We start from the raw sequence: 17,936 nt of genomic DNA, 5'->3' as shown, positions 1-17,936 counted from the left end.
GCGAGCAGGCTCGCTCCCACATGGGTTCGCATTCCCTGGTGGGAGCGAGCCTGCTCGCGAAAAGGGCACCATGAATCATCCTGCGAAACCCAATGCTGGCCTTTCATCCAATTGTCATATTTCAGCCATAGAGTGTTCATACGGCTTATCGATACTTGGCCGACTTAACACACCCTATCTGCTAGGAGTAAGGCATGAAACTGAAGCGTTTGATGGCGGCAATGACGTTTGTCGCTGCTGGCGTCGCGACTGCCAACGCGGTTGCCGCTGTTGACCCTGCGATCCCGAGCTACACCAAGACCACTGGTGTGTCGGGCAACCTGTCCAGCGTCGGCTCCGATACCCTGGCTAACCTGATGACCTTGTGGGCCGAGAACTACAAGAAGGAATACCCGAACGTCAACATCCAGATCCAGGCCGCCGGTTCTTCCACCGCGCCGCCCGCACTCACCGAAGGCACCGCCAACCTGGGCCCGATGAGCCGCAAGATGAAGGACAACGAGCTGCAAGCCTTCGAAACCAAGTACGGCTACAAGCCGACCGCTATTCCGGTTGCCGTGGATGCCCTGGCGGTATTCGTGCACAAGGACAACCCGATCAAGCACCTGACCATGGCTCAGGTCGATGCGATCTTCTCCTCGACTCGCCTGTGCGGCGCCAAGGCTGACGTCAAGACCTGGGGCGACCTGGGCGTGACCGGCGACCTGGCCAACAAGCCAGTCCAGCTGTTTGGCCGCAACTCGGTGTCCGGCACCTACGGCTACTTCAAGGAAGAAGCCCTGTGCAAAGGCGACTACAAGCCAAACGTCAACGAACAACCAGGTTCGGCTTCGGTTGTGCAGTCGATCAGCAGCTCGCTTAACGGCATCGGCTACTCGGGTATCGGCTACAAGACCGCCAGCGTGAAAACCGTTGCCCTGGCCAAGAAGGAAGGCGGCGAGTTCGTCGAGGACACCGAAGAAAACGCCCTGAACGGCAAGTATCCGCTGTCGCGTTTCCTCTACGTCTACGTCAACAAGGCACCGAACAAGCCTCTGGCCCCGCTGGAAGCCGAGTTCGTCAAGCTGATCCTGTCCAAGCAAGGCCAGGAAGTCGTGGTCAAGGACGGCTACATCCCGGTTCCAGCCAAAGTCGCCGCCAAGGCACTGGCTGACCTGGGTCTGCAGGAAGGCGGCAACGTCGCCAAGCAGTAACGCCTGAGCCCAGGCCCCTGTGGGAGCGAGCTTGCTCGCTGCCACAGACCAAATTTCCATCCGCTGCCGGTTCCCACCGGCGGCGGATTTGTTGCGTCACTTCACTGTCATCTTTCTGTCATACAGGATCGCTAGGGTGTGCGCATGAATGATCTGGCCAACTCCACAATGACTACGACTTCCCCTCCCAAGCGCATTGACTTCAATACGCCTGAGCTGCAACGCAAGCGCCGCATCCGCGCGCTCAAGGATCGCCTCACCCGTTGGTACGTGCTGGTTGGCGGCCTCGCCGTCCTCGCCGCCATTACTTTGATTTTTTTCTTCCTGGCCTACGTGGTACTGCCGCTGTTCCAGGGCGCGGACCTGACCGCCAAGGACTCGATTACCCCTGCCTGGATGCAAGACGCCGGCAAGCCGCTGATGATCGCCATCGAAGAACAGAACCAGGTGGCGATGCGGGTTTCCGACAAGGGCGTGGCGCTGTTCTACAACCTCGACAGCGGTGCCGAACTGCGGCGTGTCGACCTGCCGATCCCGGCCGGCGCCACTGTGACGTCCATCGGTGAAGATCAGCCCGGCAGCCCGCTGGTGGCGATCGGCTTGTCCAATGGCCAGGCCCTGGTGTTCCGCCACACTTATAAAGTCAGCTACCCCGACGGCAAGAAAACCATCTCTCCGGCCATCGAATACCCTTACGGTGAAGCGCCGATCGCGTTGAACGAGCAGGGCGCGGCCCTGGAGCATGTCAGCCTCAACGCGACCGATTCGACGTTGCTGCTGGCTGGCTCCAGCGGCGCGCAGCTCTATGTGTTGTCGCTCACCAGCGAAGAAAACATGATGACCGGTGAAATCACCAGCGAGCAGACGCGTATCGATCTGCCGCAGATGACCGAGCCGGTAAAAAACATTTTCGTCGACCCGCGCCAGCAGTGGCTGTATGTGGTCAACGGGCGCGCCCAGGCCGATGTGTTCAGCCTGCGGGACAAGAGCCTCAACGGTCGCTACAAGCTGCTCGAGAACGCTGACGCCCAGGTCACCGCCGTTGCCCAGTTGGTCGGTGGCATATCGCTGATCATCGGTGATTCCAAGGGCGGCCTGGCCCAGTGGTTCATGGCTCGCGATCCGGACGGCGAGCTGCGTTTCAAACAGATTCGTACCTTCCAGATGGGCAGCGCACCCATCGTCGAGATCAGCGCCGAAGAGCGTCGCAAGGGCTTCGTTGCGCTCGACGCCGCCGGCAAGCTCGGCGTGTTCCACAGTACTGCCCACCGCACCTTGCTGGTTGATCAGGTAGTCGATGGCCAAGGCCTGTTCGGCATGTCGCCACGGGCCAACCGCCTGATCGTGGAGCAGGGCGGCAAGCTGCAACCGCTGGTCCTGGAAAACCCACACCCGGAAGTCTCGTGGAGCGCCTTGTGGAGCAAGGTCTGGTACGAAAACTACGATGAGCCCAAGTACGTCTGGCAATCGACTGCCGCCAACACCGACTTCGAACCCAAGCTGAGCCTGTCGCCGCTGACCTTCGGCACCCTGAAAGCGGCGTTCTACGCGATGCTTCTGGCCGCGCCGCTGGCGGTTGCCGCAGCGATCTACACCGCCTACTTCATGGCGCCGGGCATGCGCCGCAAGGTCAAGCCGGTGATCGAGCTGATGGAAGCGATGCCGACGGTGATCCTCGGTTTCTTCGCCGGTCTGTTCCTGGCGCCGTACGTCGAAGGGCATCTGCCGGGCATCTTCAGCCTGCTGATGTTGCTGCCGATCGGTATCCTGGTCGCCGGTTTCGCTTTCAGCCGCCTGCCGGAATCCATTCGCCTGCGAGTGCCGGACGGCTGGGAAAGCGCCTTGCTGATCCCGGTGATCCTATTCGTCGGCTGGCTCTCGCTATACATGAGCCCGTACATGGAAGCCTGGTTCTTCGGCGGCGACATGCGCATGTGGATCTCCCATGACCTGGGCATCACCTACGACCAGCGCAACGCCCTGGTGGTCGGCCTGGCGATGGGCTTCGCGGTCATCCCGAACATTTACTCCATTGCCGAAGACGCCGTGTTCAGTGTGCCTCGCGGCCTGACCCTCGGCTCGCTGGCCCTGGGCGCTACCCCATGGCAGACCATGACCCGCGTGGTCATCCTCACCGCCAGCCCGGGCATCTTCTCGGCGCTGATGATCGGTATGGGCCGGGCGGTGGGCGAGACGATGATCGTGCTGATGGCAACCGGCAACACCCCGGTAATGGAAATGAACCTGTTCGAAGGCCTGCGCACCCTGGCGGCCAACGTCGCGGTGGAGATGCCCGAGTCGGAAGTCGGCGGCAGCCATTACCGCGTGCTGTTCCTGTCGGCCTTGGTGCTGCTGTTGTTCACCTTCGTCATGAACACCCTCGCCGAGCTGATCCGTCAGCGTCTGCGCAAGAAATATTCGTCGCTTTAAGAAAGGTAGAAGTCTGTGAAACAGAACTCCCTGAAAGGATGGTTCAAGAGCGGCGCCCCGGGCGTCTGGATCAGCGGTGGCGCGGTGTCCATCGCGGTCATCATGACCATTGGCCTGTTGGCGGTGATTGCCGTGCGCGGCCTGGGCCACTTCTGGCCGGCCGACCTGATCCACGCCACCTATAACGTACCGGGCATGCCGGCGCACCTGGTGGTCGGCGAAGTCGTACAGAAAGAAGAAGTGCCTCGCGAGCGCCTGAAAAGCGCTGGCCTGCCGGTGCCGGACGAAGGCCCGGAGTTCATGACCCGCGAACTGGTCAAGGTCGGTAACCGGGATCTCAACGGCACCGATTTCACCTGGATCGTCGGCGACTGGCTGAGCAACCAGACGACCCCGCCGGAGCTGATGGCTCTGGAGCGACGTGAGTGGGGCAACTTCTACGGTTACCTGGTCAACGTCAAGGAACAAGGCAAGGTCATCGCCGAGGGCGAAGCCGCCTGGCCGCAGCTGCAAGCGCGTATCGAGCGGGTCAACCAGTTGGCCGACGAACTCAAGACCCTGGAAAAAGTCGACATCGGCGCGATCAACGCCGGCCTCGAGCGCATCCGCCTGCACGGTCGCAAGCTGGAGCTGGACGGCAAGCTCGACGCCGCCGCCCAGGCTGACCTGGAAAGCGAACGCGCCGAACTGAACGCCCGCTACAAGGACATCGAAGCCCGCCTGACCGACCTGCATGCGCAGTTCAACCGCGACAGCCTGACGGCCCGCGATGCCAACGGCAAGGAAGTGGAAATCGAGATCGGCAAAGTGGTGCACGCCTACCAGCCAAACGGCATGGGCACGTTCACCAAGATGGGTTTCTACTTCAGCAAGGTCTGGGAGTTCCTCAGCGACGATCCGCGTGAAGCCAACACTGAAGGTGGGATCTTCCCGGCTATTTTCGGCACCGTGATGATGACCCTGATCATGGCGATGATCGTCACGCCGTTCGGCGTGCTGGCAGCGGTCTACCTGCGTGAATACGCGCGCCAGGGGCCGATGACCCGCCTGATCCGCATCGCGGTGAACAACCTCGCAGGCGTTCCGGCCATCGTCTACGGCGTGTTCGGGCTGGGTTTTTTCGTCTATGTGCTGGGCGGCTCGGTTGACCGGCTATTCTTCCCCGAGGCTTTGCCGGCACCGACCTTCGGCACGCCGGGCCTGCTCTGGGCTTCCTTGACGCTGGCGCTGCTGGCCGTACCGGTGGTGATCGTGGCCACCGAGGAAGGCCTGGCGCGGATTCCGCGGACCGTGCGTGAAGGTTCCCTGGCACTCGGTGCAACCAAGGCCGAAACACTGTGGAAAATCGTCCTGCCGATGGCGAGCCCGGCGATGATGACCGGCATGATCCTCGCCGTGGCCCGTGCCGCCGGCGAGGTAGCGCCGCTGATGCTGGTGGGCGTGGTGAAACTGGCGCCGTCGCTGCCGCTGGATGGCAACTACCCGTACCTGCACCTGGACCAGAAAATCATGCACTTGGGCTTCCATATCTATGACGTCGGCTTCCAGAGCCCGAACGTCGAAGCAGCCCGGCCATTGGTCTACGCCACGGCGTTGCTGCTGGTGCTGGTGATCGCGACCCTGAACCTGTCGGCGGTGTGGATCCGTAACCACCTGCGTGAAAAATACAAGGCACTGGATAGTTGAGGGTCTGTGGGAGCGAGCCTGCTCGCGAAGCTTTTGGCGGCCTCAAGGCCCCCTTCGCGAGCAGGCTCGCTCCCACATTGGAATTTCATGGGGCCGCCACACAGGCGTTCCGAACCGAATTTGTTAGCACAGGGAGCCTCCCATGCAACACGAAGCACCTACACACGGCATCAACATGTCGGCCCTGGGCCGCGACAAGCAGAGCCTGAACCTGGCTCAGGAAACCGTCGCCATCGAAGTGCCCGGCCTGAACCTGTTCTACGGTCAGAAACAGGCGCTGTACGATGTCAGCCTGAACATCCCGAAACAGCGCGTCACCGCGTTCATCGGTCCGTCTGGCTGCGGCAAGTCGACCTTGCTGCGCACCTTCAACCGCATGAACGATCTGGTGGACGGCTGCCGCGTCGAAGGCGAAATCAACCTCTACGGCAACAACATCTACCGCAAGGGCGAAGACGTTGCCGAACTGCGTCGTCGCGTGGGCATGGTGTTCCAGAAGCCCAACCCGTTCCCCAAGACCATCTACGAGAACGTCGTCTACGGCCTGCGGATCCAGGGCATCAACAAGAAGCGCGTACTCGACGAAGCCGTGGAGTGGGCACTCAAGGGCGCGGCGCTGTGGGATGAGGTCAAGGACCGCCTGCACGAATCGGCGCTGGGCCTGTCCGGTGGGCAGCAGCAGCGTCTGGTGATCGCCCGCACCATCGCCGTGGAGCCGGAAGTGCTGCTGCTCGACGAACCTTGCTCGGCACTCGACCCGATCTCGACGCTGAAAGTCGAGGAACTGATCTACGAACTCAAGTCCAAGTTCACCATCGTCATCGTGACCCACAACATGCAGCAGGCGGCGCGGGTGTCCGACTACACCGCGTTCATGTACATGGGCAAGCTGGTGGAATTCGGCGACACCGATACCCTGTTTACCAATCCGGCCATGAAGCAGACCGAGGACTACATCACGGGTCGCTACGGCTAGCCGTAGAGCCGCAAGCTTCAAGCTACAAGCGGCAAGTAAAGGCGGTTTGAGTAACGACACATATCAGCTTGCAGCTTGAAGCTTGCAGCTCACAGCTTTTGCGGAGCAAAACCATGATTTCGAAGGAAGGCCTCACCCACCACATTTCCGCGCAGTTCAACGCCGAGCTGGAAGAGGTGCGCAGCCACCTGCTGGCCATGGGCGGGCTGGTGGAAAAGCAGGTCAACGACGCGGTGACCGCGCTGATCGAGGCCGACTCCGGCCTGGCCCAGCAAGTGCGCGAGATTGATGACCAGATCAACCAGATGGAACGCAACATCGACGAAGAATGCCTGCGCATCCTGGCCCGTCGTCAGCCTGCGGCTTCCGACCTGCGCCTGATCATCAGCATCTCCAAGTCGGTGATCGACCTTGAGCGGATCGGCGACGAAGCCACCAAGATCGCTCGTCGCGCCATCCAGTTGTGCGAAGAAGGTGAAGCGCCGCGCGGCTACGTCGAGGTTCGCCACATTGGTGACCAGGTGCGCAACATGGTACGCGATGCGCTGGACGCCTTCGCCCGTTTCGACGCCGACCTGGCGCTGTCGGTGGCCCAGTACGACAAGATCATCGACCGCGAGTACAAGACCGCCCTGCGCGAGCTGGCGACCTACATGATGGAGGACCCGCGTTCGATTTCCCGGGTGTTGAGCATCATCTGGGTGCTGCGTTCGTTGGAGCGTATCGGCGATCATGCACGCAACATCTCGGAACTGGTGATCTACCTCGTGCGTGGCACCGATGTCCGGCACATGGGGCTCAAGCGGATGAAGGAAGAAGTTGAGGGCACCCCGTCCGAAACCGCTAATGTTCCCGGTCAAACTGACGATAAGTAAGATTGCCAAGAAAAGCGCCCGGCCTTCTGGTCGGGCTTTTTTTTGCGGTTTTTTTAATCGAAAGCAGCACCCGCGAACGAAAAGTCCCGGCGTGACTGAAGGTTTTTGGCGATGTGCCATCAGTAAGGCGGTATGCTTGCCGGGATTTTTTAGAGGTGTATCTGGATGAGTAAGGTCAGTGTGTTGGTCGTGGACGATGCTTCGTTCATTCGTGACTTGGTGAAGAAGTGCCTGCGCAACTACTTCCCAGGCATCCGCATCGAAGACGCGGTGAACGGCAAGAAAGCCCAGGCCCTGCTGGCCCGTGAAGCGTTCGACCTGGTGCTGTGCGACTGGGAAATGCCAGAAATGTCCGGCCTGGAATTGCTGACCTGGTGCCGCCAGCAGGACAATCTCAAGGGCATGCCTTTTGTGATGGTGACCAGCCGTGGCGACAAGGAGAACGTGGTCCAGGCGATCCAGGCCGGCGTTTCCGGCTACGTCAGCAAACCCTTCACCAACGAACAGTTGCTGACCAAGGTCAAGCAGGCCTTGAACAAGGTCGGCAAGCTCGACACGTTGATGAACAGCGCCCCGACCAAGATGAATTCGGCGTTCGGCAATGATTCGCTCAGTGCCCTGACCGGCGGCAAGGCCGCTCCGGTTGCCGCGGCTGCGCCAGCGGCGAACCCGTTTGCCAAGCCCGCTGCCGCGCCTGCACCCGCTGCGGCTGCCGCTCCGGCGGCACGCGGCTTGCTCAACAGCCCGCCCGTCAAGGCACCTGCCGCGTCCGCACCCACTGCCAATCGCGGCCAAGGCCAGTTGCGCCTGTCCAGCGGCACCCAGCAATGCGTGATCAAGGCCCTGAGCCTCAAGGAAGCGCTGCTGGTGGTCAAGCGCACCGACATCCTGCCGCAAGTGCTGGAGAGCTCGGTGCTGGACATGGAGCAGGGCGACAACGCCGAAACCGCTCGTCTGAACGGCTACCTGCACGCCATCGTCGCCCATGAGCAAACCCCTGACAGCGAATGGCTGCAACTGACCTTCCGCTTCGTCGACAAAGACCCGCAGAAACTCGACTACATCTCCCGCCTGATCGCCCGCGGCACGGCGCAGAAGCACTTCGTACCGGGCGCCTGATCTGGCGGCGCCCCTCAGTCCGCTTTCGCGAGCAGGCTCGCTCCCACAGGAGATCTGCTGCTGACACGAATTTTGTGGCAAACACAGATCAGTGTGGGAGCGAGCCTGCTCCGGGCGGCGATCCGACGAAAAGGCCATCAGCTTCAACCCGACCGCCGATCCAATTTTGAAACATCCGTCGACTACGCTGGTCCATCCCAGCTGCTAGGCTGCTTTGCAGGCCTTCATTTCGACAGAATTCTTGCCCATGCTCGTGCCGTTGCTGTTCGCCTGTGGTCTTGTCCTGGCCGCCACCCCGGCCTTGGCCATGACCATCTACAAATCCACCGACGCCAATGGCGTGGTCTCCTACAGTGACCGCCCCAGCAAAGGCTCCCAGGTGTTCGTATTTCGTGATCGCATGGTCGAGCGCCTGGAGCGCCAGGTGTTTCTCGACATCAGGAAGCAGAAGGGCGCGGACGCGGTGTACGTGCGCAACGACCTTTATGCCCCGGTGGAAATCGAGCTGAGCTTCGCCGGGTTGCGCAATGTCAGCGGAGCGCCAAGCCGGCCGATCCGCCGCGTGCTGCCGGCGCGCAGCAATCTGCGCCTGGCGCTGCTGACGGCCACCCGGCCCGGCAGGCCACTGGCTTATACCCCAAGGTTCGAATACTCCCTGGGCGACCCCGCAGGCACGGCGCAAGCTTATCGCTATCCGTTGCCCTGGCGTGGCGGGCCTTTCCGGTTGAGCCAGGGCGCCAACGGCCAATACAGCCATTACGGCCCGAAGAACCGCTACGCCATGGACATCGCGATGCCCGAAGGCACGCCTATCATCGCGGCGCGTGGCGGCGTGGTGGTCAAGACCGAGAACGAGCAGACCGGGCGCGGCACCGACCCTGCCGGCAACTTTGTGCGGGTGCTGCACGATGACGGGACCATGGGGGTCTACCTGCACCTGCAGAAGGGCTCGGTGAGCGTCCAGGAGGGGCAGCGGGTCGTGGTGGGCACGCCGCTGGCGCTGTCAGGCAATACCGGCAACAGCTCCGGCCCGCACCTGCACTTCGTGGTGCAGCGCAACACCGGGCTGGGGCTGGTGTCGATTCCCTATCAGTTCAACCAGCCGGTGGGTGACTTGCCCAACTTTGCGTTGGGCAAGCAGTAGCGCCGCAGCGGCGGTGGAGGGGGCTTTTGTGGTGAGGGGATTTATCCCCGCTGGGCTGCGCAGCGGCCCTAAAAACCTTACATCGGTGTGTCCGTTGAATTGAGTTGGCAGTGTTGGGGCCGCTTCGCGACCCAGCGGGGATAAATCCCCTCGCCACAGAGGCCCACCGGGCCGGTCAACCGAGCATCAACACCTTCGCCAGAATGATCTTCGGCCCTTTCATCTTCTTGATGATGATCCGCAGGCCTTCGACTTCCAGCACTTCTTCCTCTTCCGGCACCCGTTTCAGGGTTTCGTAGACCAACCCTGCCAGGGTTTCCGCTTCGATGTGGTCCAGGTCGATGCCCAGCAGGCGCTCCACCTTGAACAGCGGGGTGTCGCCGCGCACCAGTAGCTTGCCCGGCTGATAGGCGAGGATGCCGCGCTCGGCCTTGCGGTGTTCGTCCTGGATATCGCCCACCAGCACTTCCAGAACGTCTTCCATGGTCAGGTAGCCGATGATATTGCCGTCGGCTTCTTCGACCACGGCGAAGTGCGACCCGCCCTTGCGGAACTGCTCCAGCAGCTGCGACAACGGCATGTGCCTCGATACTCGCTCCAGCGGGCGGGTCAGTTCCGCCAGGTTGAACGATTCGGGGATGTGGTCCAGGGCCGCCAGTTCCAGCAGCAGGTCCTTGATGTGCAGCAGGCCGACGAATTCCTGGCGCTCGCTGTCGTACACCGGATACCGGCTGAACTTGTGGCGACGGAACATCGCCAGGATTTCCTTGAGCGGGGCATTGAATTCCAGCGTTACCAGGTCTTCCCGGGAGTTGGCCCAGTCCACCACCTCCAGCTCGCCCATTTCCACGGCGGAGGCCAGCACGCGCATGCCTTGGTCGCTCGGGTCCTGGCCACGGCTGGAGTGCAGGATCAGCTTCAACTCCTCGCGGCTGTAATGGTGTTCATGATGCGGGCCGGGCTCACCCTGGCCGGCGATACGCAGGATCGCGTTGGCGCTGGCATTGAGCAGGTAGATCGCCGGGTACATGGCCCAGTAGAACAGGTACAGCGGTACGGCCGTCCACAGCGACAGCAGTTCCGGTTTGCGGATCGCCCAGGATTTGGGCGCCAGCTCGCCGACCACGATGTGCAGGTAGGAAATGATGAAGAACGCGGTGAAGAACGACACACCCTTGATCACTTCCGGCGACTGGACGCCAACCGCGCCCAGCAGCGGCTCGAGAATGTGCGCGAAGGCCGGCTCGCCGACCCATCCCAGCCCCAGTGAGGCGAGGGTGATACCCAACTGGCAGGCCGACAGATAAGCGTCGAGCTGGCTATGGACGGTGCGCAGGATGTGCCCGCGCCAGCCGTTCTGCTCGGCAATGGCCTCGACCCGGGTCGAGCGCAGCTTGACCATGGCAAACTCGGCCGCAACGAAAAAACCGTTGAGCAAGACCAGGATCAGAGCAAAAAGAATCATGCCGAATTCGGCGAAGAGTGTAGCGAGGGACAAGCCAGGGGAAGGGTCCATGATGGAGTTTTGCAGGTTCCGTATGTTCGTATGATGGGAAATTCGGTGCCTGAAAAGGCAGGCACAAGTCAGCCAATGTAGCGGCTGACCGGGCGATTGCCTAGTGGGGAGCGCCGGCCGGCGTCATTCGTCGTGGCTGGAGTGCCGTCCGCGGACCACCTGCGCCGGGGTGAAATGGCAGGTAAACGTACTGCCATGGCCGGGCACGCTGCTGATTTCCATGCGTCCACGATGGCGCAGCAGCACATGCTTGACGATTGCCAGACCGAGCCCGGTTCCGCCAGTGTTGGAGTTGCGGCTGGAGTCGACCCGGTAGAAACGCTCGGTCAGGCGCGGCAGGTGCTTGCTGTCGATGCCGATGCCGGAATCGCGCACGCTCAGGTGTGCGCCTTGTTCATCGCCCCACCAGCGCACATGGATCCGCCCTTGTTCAGGCGTGTATTTGACCGCGTTGAACACCAGGTTGGAAAACGCGCTGCGCAGTTCCGCCTCGCTGCCCTTGAGTTGCACGGTCGGGTCTGCTTCAAGCGTGATGGACTGCTGCTTGGGGCCGGACAACTCCTGCGCATCTTCGGCAATGACTTGCAGCAGGTCCTCGATGGGCACCGGCTGGTTGTCCGAGGGATAGTCGGTGGCTTCCAGCTTCGCCAGCAACAGGAGGTCGTTGAGCAAGGTCTGCATGCGTCCGCCCTGCTGCTGCATCTGCTGCAAGGCACGGGTCCAGCGCGGGTTCACCTCTTCGACATTGTCGAGCAGGGTCTCCAGGTAACCGCAGATCACCGTCAATGGCGTACGCAGTTCATGGGATACGTTGGCAATGAAATCCTTGCGCATCTGTTCCAGTTGATGAATACGCGTCACGTCGCGCACCAGCATCAGGTGTTCGTTGTTGCCATAGCGGGTGATGTACAGCTGGATGCGCAGCCGATCATTGGTGGGCGACGGGATTTCCAGCGGTTCGGCGTAATTGTCTTGCTCGAAATATTCCTTGAAGCGCGGATGGCGCACCAGGTTGGTCACTGGCTGGCCGCTGTCCTGTGGCGTCTTGAGGCCCAGCAGGGTTTCTGCGGCGCGGTTCCACCATTCGAGGTTGCCGTCGCTGTCGAGCATGATCACCGCGTCTTTCAGCGCGGCGGTGGATTCCTGGACGCGGTCGATCACCGCCTGCAGGCGGCCGCGAACGCGCTGGTCGCGCCGTTGCAGGTGGTAGATGCTGTCGAACACCTCGCCCCACAAGCCGTAGCCGTCGGGCGGGGCCTCGTCGGGTTGGTGCAGGCGCAGCCACTCGTGCAGGCGCAGCAATTGCTTGAGGGTCCAGGCCAGGTAAAGCGCCAGGCCCACGGCCAGGCTCCAGCCGTAGTAGCCGGTGATCAGGCCGATCAACAGGCAACCGGTCACCAGCAACAACATGTGGCGGATCAGGGTGCCATGCCAGTTTTGATTCACTTGAGCGCGCGTCCTTGTCAGCTTGTCGGGCGGTAAGGGCTCGGGTCAGGCCTTTGTCGAAAAACGATAACCGGTGCCGCGCACGGTTTGTACCAGATTCTCATAGGCGTCGCCGAGGGCTTTGCGCAAGCGCCGGATGTGCACATCCACGGTGCGCTCCTCGACGTACACGTTGCCGCCCCAGACCTGATCCAGCAGTTGCCCACGGGTGTAGGCGCGCTCCTGGTGCGTCATGAAGAACTGCAACAGGCGATATTCGGTCGGGCCCATCTCGGCGGGCTTGCCGTCGATGGTCACGCGGTGGCTGATCGGGTCCAGCAGCAGGCCGCCAACTTCGATCGGCGCTTCGCCATCGGTCGGCCCGGCACGACGCAGCACGGCCTTGAGGCGCGCCACCAGCTCCCGAGGGGAAAACGGCTTGGTGATGTAATCGTCGGCACCGACTTCCAGGCCCTGGATCTTGTTGTCTTCTTCGCCCTTGGCGGTGAGCATGATGATCGGGATGTCACCCGTCAGCTCATCGCGCTTGAGACGCCGCGCCAGCTCGATGCCGGAGGTGCCTGGCAGCATCCAGTCGAGCAGGATCAGGTCGGGCTTGCGATCGACGATGATGGCGTGGGCCTGTTGAGAGTTTTCTGCTTCCATGCAGTCATAGCCGGCCATCTCCAACGCAACGGCGATCATCTCGCGGATGGGCGCCTCGTCGTCGACGATCAGAATGCTCCTGCCAACCATGGGGTAATCCTCTTGTCATTTAACTGTCTTGCGCCGCATTAGATAACGGAATTATTGCAGTCGTGTGACAGTTATTTCCCCGGACGGCAGCAGAGGCGATCTTGGGCTAGGCTTTTGGGTCCGAATCCTGACAACTGCAAAGGAAGGTTTCCATGACGCAAATGACTATTTCTTTTAAAACCCTGCTGCTGTCTGCCGCCCTGACTCTGCCTGGATTTGCGATGGCTGCCGATCCTGCGATGGAGAAGGACGGCATGTTTACCGACCATAAGGGCATGACCCTTTACACCTTCGCCAAGGACTCGGCCGGTAAGTCAGTGTGCAATGACAAATGTGCTGCCAACTGGCCGCCGCTCATGGCTAAAGAGGGCGATAAATCCATGGGTGACTGGACCGTGATCAAGCGTGATGACGGCTCGATGCAGTGGGCCTATCAGGGCATGCCGCTGTACACCTTCGTGATGGACAAGCAGGCCGGTGATATGACCGGAGACGGCAAAATGGACGGTGCCTGGAAAGTCGCCAAGGCCAAGTAACAGCTGATCCATGTGGGAGCGAGCCTGCTCGCGAAGGCGTCTGTACAGTCGTCAAGTCGCTGACTGGCTCACCGCTTTCGCGAACAGGCTCGCTCCCACCGGCCCGGATGTCACCGTAGGGCATAGTCCAGCACAATCCCGACAAAAATTGCCAACCCGGCCCAGTGGTTGTGCAGGAACGCCTTGAAACAACGCATCCGGTCCCTTCCGCGGGTGTACCAGAACTCCCAGGCAAAGCACGCGGCGGCGGCCACGAGACCGAGATGGAACCAGCCTCCCAGCTTGAACTGAGCCCCGGCCAGCAGCAGGCAGCCCAAGGCCAGGCCTTGCAGCGTCAGGATGATCACCCGATCGGCATCGCCAAACAGGATCGCCGTGGATTTCACGCCAATCTTCAGGTCGTCGTCCCGGTCGGTCATCGCGTAGTAAGTGTCGTAGCCCACCGTCCACAGCAGGTTGGCAATGTACAGCAGCCATGCGGCGGCCGGCAGATGGCCGGTTTCGGCGGTGAAAGCCATCGGCATGCCCCAGGAAAACGCCGCGCCCAGCACCACTTGCGGGTAATAGGTGTAGCGCTTCATGAACGGGTAACTGAACGCCAGCGCCAGTCCGCCCAAGGACAACAGAATCGTCGGCGCATTGGTGCACAGCACCAGCAGGAAACTCACGCTCATCAAGACCGCGAAGAACACCAGGGCTTCCTTCGAGCTGATCTTGCCGCTCACCAGCGGGCGCTGCTCGGTGCGTTTGACGTGGCCGTCGACCTTGCGGTCGGCCCAGTCGTTGATCACGCAACCGCCGGCACGGGTCAGCACTACGCCCAACACAAAAATCACGATGTTGGCCAAGGACGGCGAGCCTTCGCCGGCAATCCACAGCGCCCACAATGTCGGCCACAGCAACAGGTAGATGCCGATGGGCTTGTCCATGCGGGTCAGTTGCACGAAGTCCCAGGCCCGCGGATTGAGGCGGTTCAAGGATTTGAGCAGTTGCACGTACATCAGCAATTCTCCGAATAGGCGCGAGCGACGGTCCACAGCGGCGGCAGGAAAATCTCCGCCACCAGCACGCTCAACGCACCGCGATCGAAACGCGAGCGACGGCCCCACAACGCGTGGGCGCGAACCTCGGGTGGCAACCATTCGCTCGGGTAATGGCACACCTCGATCGCCCGGCGCTGGAATGCCTGGTCACAAAAAAGCAGCTCGCCCAAGGAGCGGCTGCCCAGTGCGTCCATCTGCAAACCGTCGCCCTGCAACGCGCTGCGTGCCGCCACGCTGCGGGCGAACACCCATGGTTGATCATGGCCGCGCAGGTAGACTTCGCGCACCCAGCCTTCGCTGCCCTCGGCCAGGTCCAGCGCGGCACACTCGTCGGCGCGCAACGGCTGCCAGCCCTCCAGCAGCGGTGTCACGCTGAAGTGGTCATCCGACAGGCCTGTAAGGCGCCGGGTCAGGGAGCCCTGATCGAACAACCAGTCGAGCACGCAGGCATCGGGACGGGGCGACAGCAGGTGCTGGGGAAGCCATCGAAGTGTAGGAAATATCGAATTTGTAGGCGGCACAAGGGTCTTGAATGGCAGCGAATGAGGCCGCGAGCTTACCATGCCGGTCGGCGATTTTGGCCGAGCCAGGGCGCCGCTGCGCCGATCCCGCTTGCATCTGTCGCGACCGATCAGTACAAAACGGCCCTGAGCCGGAAAATACCGGCCAAGGCCTGACATCTTGAGGAAGTATCGGAATGAAAAAGTGGCAATGTATCGTCTGTGGCCTGATCTACAACGAAGCTGACGGCTGGCCCGACGATGGCATCGCGCCCGGCACCCGCTGGGAAGATGTGCCGGCGGACTGGCTGTGCCCGGACTGCGGCGTCGGCAAAATGGATTTCGAAATGATCGAAATCAACTGATCGTTTCATCAAACGGAGAGCAACATGAGCGCACCTGTCGTCATCGTCGGTACCGGCCTGGCTGGCTATAACCTGGCCCGGGAATTTCGCAAGCTCGACAGCGAAACCCCGTTGCTGCTGATTACCGCGGACGACGGCCGCTCCTACTCCAAGCCGATGCTCTCCACGGGGTTCGGCAAGAACAAGGACGCCGATGGCTTGAGCATGTCCGAGCCGGGCGCCATGGCCGAGCAGTTGAAGGCCGAAGTGCGCACCCACACGCGCATCAGCGGCATCGACCCGGGCCACAAACGCCTGTGGATTGGCGAGGAAGCGGTGAGTTATCGCGATCTGGTCCTGGCCTGGGGCGCTGAAACCGTGCGCGTGCCGGTGCAGGGCGATGCGGCGGACCTGATCTTCCCGATCAACGATCTCGAAGACTACGCACGTTTTCGGGCCGCCGCCGCTGGCAAGCGCCGGGTGCTGCTGCTCGGTGCCGGCCTGATCGGCTGCGAATTCGCCAACGACCTGGTCCTCGGCGGCTACGAAGTGGAACTGGTGGCCCCCTGCGAGCAAGTCATGCCGACGCTGCTGCATCCGGCCGCTGCCGCAGCCGTCCAGGCCGGGCTGGAAAGCCTCGGCGCACATTTCCACTTGGGGCCGGTGCTCAACCGTCTGCAACGTGTGGCCGACGGATTGGAGGCGCATCTGTCGGATGGCCAGGTGATTCCCTGCGATCTGGTGGTCTCGGCCATCGGCCTGCGCCCACGCATCGACCTGGCGGCTGCCGCCGGGCTGGTGGTCAATCGCGGCGTGGTGGTTGATCGTCAGCTGAAAACTTCCCACGCCAATATCTACGCTTTAGGCGATTGTGCCGAAGTCGATGGCTTGAACCTGCTCTACGTCATGCCGCTGATGAGCTGCGCCCGCGCCCTGGCCCAGACCCTGGCTGGCAACCCGACCGCTGTCAGCTACGGCGCCATGCCGATCACTGTGAAAACCCCGGTCTGCCCGCTGGTGGTATCGCCGCCACCACGGGGCAGCGAAGGCGCGTGGAGCGTCGAAGGGGAGGGCGCCGACATCAAGGCCCTGTGCCGCGACGCCCATGGCAATCTGTTGGGCTACGCCCTGACCGGTACGGCGGTGATGGAGAAACTGGCGCTGAACAAGCAGCTTCCGGCACTGCTGGCGTAAATACTGGTCGCTCTGTCGCATATGCCCTGCTTTTCCGGCCACAAACGCCCGCCGGACACTGGCGCCGGTTGCGGCCCCGTGCCATCCTCACTCCGGTCTGCCGCAGAGTAGAGCCTGCGGCGCCTTAGGGGTTGTTCCGAAGAGAACAGCACGGACATAACAACAAAAAAATCGTCAAAGGGGCTTCATTCATGCGTAAACCAGAACTCGCCGCCGCCATTGCGGAAAAAGCGGACCTCACCAAAGAACAAGCCAACCGCGTCCTCAACGCTGTTCTCGAAGAAATCACCAGCGCCCTGCATCGCAAGGACAGCGTTACTCTGGTCGGCTTCGGCACCTTCCTGCAACGCCACCGCGGCGCCCGCACCGGCAAGAACCCACAAACCGGCGAGCCGGTAAAAATCAAGGCCAGCAACACGGTTGCGTTCAAGCCAGGCAAATTCCTGAAGGACAGCGTTAACCCATAATTGCGCCGACTACCTCGGTCGAGGAAAGCAAGCGGCAACAAAAAGGCATACCGATGAAGTCGATATGCCTTTTTTACGTCCGTAACAAACCCCATGGTCAGGAAGCTTTAGCCCTAGCCCAGCAGTTTGTTCGCAAGCGCCAGGTCGAACTGCTTGTTTCCGAATATTGATTTGGTCGCCAGAGCTTTCTTGAGCACATCTGAATCCAGACCCAGACCGTTTTTTTGCGCTGCAAAGAGAATCGTCAGGAACGGGAATGCGTAGTTGTCAGGCTCGGCCAATACATCATCAATCAATGCAGGCATGCCGAGAATGCAGTGCTCTGCCTTGGACAGGTAAAACTTTTCGAGCCGTTCGCTTATTTTGTTGACGGTTGCGCTGAGGGCCTGGGGAGACGGGGTTCTGATGATGCCTCCCAGTTCGTCACCGAATTGTTTCGTCTCTTCCGACAAGGAACTCTTCGACAAAAATGACGCGTTCAACAACCGACTCTGGTAGGGCGGCGATTGCTCTTTGCAGAAGCTGAAAGCCTCGCATGCATGGATCTCCAACCCAGCGTAATAACCATCGGCTTTGGTCAGGTGCTGAATGTAGATTTCCCCAAGCTTTTCTTTGGCTTTGAACAGACCAATTTTATTTTTGCTGGCCTTCAGATCCAGGTGTGGTGACGTTTTGTTTTTCAGCGTCGCCAGTAACTCCACTTCCACATTTTTGCGAATTTCTTGGCTCATC

General features: G+C 61.3%; 17 protein-coding genes. 11 read left to right on the top strand and 6 right to left on the bottom strand.

What is annotated here, in order from left to right:
• The first annotated feature begins 194 nt into the window (after nt 1–194).
• The 7 genes from J3P84_RS27065 (at nt 195) to J3P84_RS27035 (ending at nt 9,423) form a co-directional block, all read left to right on the top strand.
• Entirely contained in the window at nt 195–1,193 is a 999-nt protein-coding gene (locus tag J3P84_RS27065; protein WP_250963871.1) for a phosphate ABC transporter substrate-binding protein PstS, read from the top strand.
• A 396-nt stretch (nt 1,194–1,589) separates the two neighbouring features.
• On the top strand, nt 1,590–3,623 hold the full coding sequence (locus tag J3P84_RS27060; protein ID WP_434631563.1) for an ABC transporter permease subunit: 2,034 nt from the start codon (nt 1,590–1,592) through the stop codon (nt 3,621–3,623).
• Between the two features lie 15 nt (nt 3,624–3,638).
• Nucleotides 3,639–5,309 (top strand): phosphate ABC transporter permease PstA, encoded by a 1,671-nt coding sequence (pstA, locus tag J3P84_RS27055; RefSeq protein ID WP_434626775.1) that lies wholly within the window; start codon nt 3,639–3,641, stop codon nt 5,307–5,309.
• A gap of 142 nt (nt 5,310–5,451) precedes the next feature.
• Nucleotides 5,452–6,285, top strand: a complete 834-nt coding sequence (pstB, locus tag J3P84_RS27050) for a phosphate ABC transporter ATP-binding protein PstB (RefSeq protein WP_305497678.1) — start codon at nt 5,452–5,454, stop codon at nt 6,283–6,285.
• A 113-nt stretch (nt 6,286–6,398) separates the two neighbouring features.
• Nucleotides 6,399–7,160 (top strand): phosphate signaling complex protein PhoU, encoded by a 762-nt coding sequence (phoU, locus tag J3P84_RS27045; RefSeq protein WP_072397242.1) that lies wholly within the window; start codon nt 6,399–6,401, stop codon nt 7,158–7,160.
• A gap of 165 nt (nt 7,161–7,325) precedes the next feature.
• On the top strand, nt 7,326–8,279 hold the full coding sequence (locus J3P84_RS27040; RefSeq protein WP_305497677.1) for a response regulator: 954 nt from the start codon (nt 7,326–7,328) through the stop codon (nt 8,277–8,279).
• A 247-nt stretch (nt 8,280–8,526) separates the two neighbouring features.
• Nucleotides 8,527–9,423 (top strand): peptidoglycan DD-metalloendopeptidase family protein, encoded by an 897-nt coding sequence (locus J3P84_RS27035; protein WP_434626772.1) that lies wholly within the window; start codon nt 8,527–8,529, stop codon nt 9,421–9,423.
• Nucleotides 9,424–9,598: 175 nt separating this feature from the next.
• Here the strand turns inward: J3P84_RS27035 and J3P84_RS27030 are convergent, their stop codons facing one another.
• The 3 genes from J3P84_RS27030 to phoB all read right to left on the bottom strand — a co-directional run bounded on the left by J3P84_RS27030 (nt 9,599) and on the right by phoB (nt 13,120).
• Entirely contained in the window at nt 9,599–10,939 is a 1,341-nt protein-coding gene (locus J3P84_RS27030) for a hemolysin family protein (RefSeq protein WP_434626770.1), read from the bottom strand.
• Nucleotides 10,940–11,062: 123 nt separating this feature from the next.
• Nucleotides 11,063–12,349: a phosphate regulon sensor histidine kinase PhoR gene (gene phoR, locus J3P84_RS27025; protein WP_434631561.1), complete on the bottom strand. Its 1,287-nt coding sequence runs from the start codon at nt 12,347–12,349 to the stop codon at nt 11,063–11,065.
• A gap of 81 nt (nt 12,350–12,430) precedes the next feature.
• The gene (gene phoB / locus J3P84_RS27020; RefSeq protein ID WP_003177195.1) at nt 12,431–13,120 is read right to left on the bottom strand and encodes a phosphate regulon transcriptional regulator PhoB; all 690 of its coding nucleotides are present in this window, start codon (nt 13,118–13,120) and stop codon (nt 12,431–12,433) included.
• Between the two features lie 152 nt (nt 13,121–13,272).
• Here phoB and J3P84_RS27015 point away from each other — a divergent pair, with 152 nt between their 5' ends.
• The gene (locus tag J3P84_RS27015) at nt 13,273–13,656 is read left to right on the top strand and encodes a COG4315 family predicted lipoprotein (RefSeq protein ID WP_434626768.1); all 384 of its coding nucleotides are present in this window, start codon (nt 13,273–13,275) and stop codon (nt 13,654–13,656) included.
• A 110-nt stretch (nt 13,657–13,766) separates the two neighbouring features.
• Here the strand turns inward: J3P84_RS27015 and ubiA are convergent, their stop codons facing one another.
• Nucleotides 13,767–14,657: a 4-hydroxybenzoate octaprenyltransferase gene (gene ubiA, locus J3P84_RS27010; protein ID WP_434626766.1), complete on the bottom strand. Its 891-nt coding sequence runs from the start codon at nt 14,655–14,657 to the stop codon at nt 13,767–13,769.
• Nucleotides 14,657–15,262 (bottom strand): chorismate lyase, encoded by a 606-nt coding sequence (locus J3P84_RS27005; protein WP_434626764.1) that lies wholly within the window; start codon nt 15,260–15,262, stop codon nt 14,657–14,659. The genes ubiA and J3P84_RS27005 overlap by 1 nt, the downstream gene beginning before the upstream one ends.
• 134 nt (nt 15,263–15,396) lie before the next feature.
• Between J3P84_RS27005 and J3P84_RS27000 the strand changes: the two genes are divergently transcribed.
• The 3 genes from J3P84_RS27000 (at nt 15,397) to J3P84_RS26990 (ending at nt 17,204) form a co-directional block, all read left to right on the top strand.
• Nucleotides 15,397–15,564: a rubredoxin gene (locus tag J3P84_RS27000; RefSeq protein WP_003177199.1), complete on the top strand. Its 168-nt coding sequence runs from the start codon at nt 15,397–15,399 to the stop codon at nt 15,562–15,564.
• Nucleotides 15,565–15,588: 24 nt separating this feature from the next.
• Entirely contained in the window at nt 15,589–16,737 is a 1,149-nt protein-coding gene (locus tag J3P84_RS26995; protein ID WP_434570564.1) for an NAD(P)/FAD-dependent oxidoreductase, read from the top strand.
• A 191-nt stretch (nt 16,738–16,928) separates the two neighbouring features.
• Nucleotides 16,929–17,204 (top strand): HU family DNA-binding protein, encoded by a 276-nt coding sequence (locus J3P84_RS26990; protein ID WP_065758133.1) that lies wholly within the window; start codon nt 16,929–16,931, stop codon nt 17,202–17,204.
• 113 nt (nt 17,205–17,317) lie between these two features.
• Here J3P84_RS26990 and J3P84_RS26985 read toward each other — a convergent pair whose 3' ends face one another.
• A complete protein-coding gene (locus J3P84_RS26985; RefSeq protein WP_434626761.1) occupies nt 17,318–17,935 on the bottom strand; it encodes a hypothetical protein in 618 nt (205 codons plus the stop codon).
• Between the last annotated feature and the right edge of the window lies 1 nt (nt 17,936).

Source organism: Pseudomonas sp. Z1-29 (assembly GCF_051131995.1).
Lineage (GTDB): Bacteria > Pseudomonadota > Gammaproteobacteria > Pseudomonadales > Pseudomonadaceae > Aquipseudomonas.
Note: the sequence above shows the minus strand (reverse complement) of the source record. Positions and strands in the feature narration are given on the sequence as shown.